The organism is Streptomyces silvisoli (genome assembly GCF_029269905.1).
Classification (GTDB): Bacteria; Actinomycetota; Actinomycetes; order Streptomycetales; family Streptomycetaceae; genus Streptantibioticus_A; species Streptantibioticus_A silvisoli_A.
The window spans coordinates 1-930 of the sequence record NZ_JARJBC010000074.1 but is presented as its reverse complement, the minus strand read 5'-3'; the positions used below and the strand labels follow the sequence as shown (position 1 = coordinate 930).

The following is a 930-nucleotide window of genomic DNA, read 5'->3' as shown; positions in this document are numbered from 1 at the left end:
CTAGTGTCCTGCGCCAGAGATCCGTCGGCAGAAGCGGGCGAGGGAGTCGAGGATCTCCTCGGCGGTCTTCGTCCAGATGAACGGCTTGGGGTCCTCGTTCCAGTTTTTGACCCAGCGGCGGATATCGGCTTCGAGGGCTTGGACGTTCTTGTGGGCACCGCGGCGGATCATCTGGTCGGCCAGGAAGCCGAACCACCGCTCCACCTGATTGATCCACGAGGAGCCGGTCGGGGTGAAGTGCACGTGGAACCGAGGGTGCTTGGCCAGCCACGCCTTGATCGCGGGTGTCTTGTGGGTGCCGTAGTTGTCACAGATGAGATGGATCTGAAGGTGTGCGGGAACCTCCTTGTCGATCCGGATCAGGAACTTCTTGAACTCCGCCGCCCGGTGTCGGCGATGCAGGGCGCTGATGACCTCGCCGGTGGCGACATCGAACGCGGCGAACAACGTGGTCAACCCGTTGCGCACGTAGTCGTGGGTGCGTCGCTCGGGCATCCCCGGCATTATCGGCAGCACCGGCTGAGAGCGGTCCAGGGCCTGGATCTGGGACTTCTCATCCACCGAGAGAACCACCGCACCCTCGGGCGGGTTGAAGTACAGACCGACGACGTCGTAGACCTTCTCCACGAACAACGGATCCGTGGACAGCTTGAAGGTGTTCGTCAGATGCGGCTTGAGCTGGAACTTCCGCCAGATCCGGCCGACGGTGGACTTCGACAGGCCACTGTGGTCAGCCATCGACTTCCGCGACCAATGGGTGGCGTTCTTCGGGATCTCCTCCAGCGTGGCGACCACGACCGCCTCCACCTGATCGACCCCGACAGTGGGCGGCCGACCCGGCCTGGGCTCGTCAACCAGGCCGTCCAACCGCTCGGCAAGGAACCGGCGCCGCCACTTGCGGACCGTATCGGCGGTCACCCGCAAATCGCG

1 protein-coding gene is annotated in these 930 nt (G+C 64.1%); it reads right to left on the bottom strand.

From position 1 onward, the window contains the following. A partial coding sequence (locus P3G67_RS35765) for an IS630 family transposase (RefSeq protein WP_276097242.1) occupies positions 1–930 on the bottom strand: 930 nt, incomplete at its 5' end.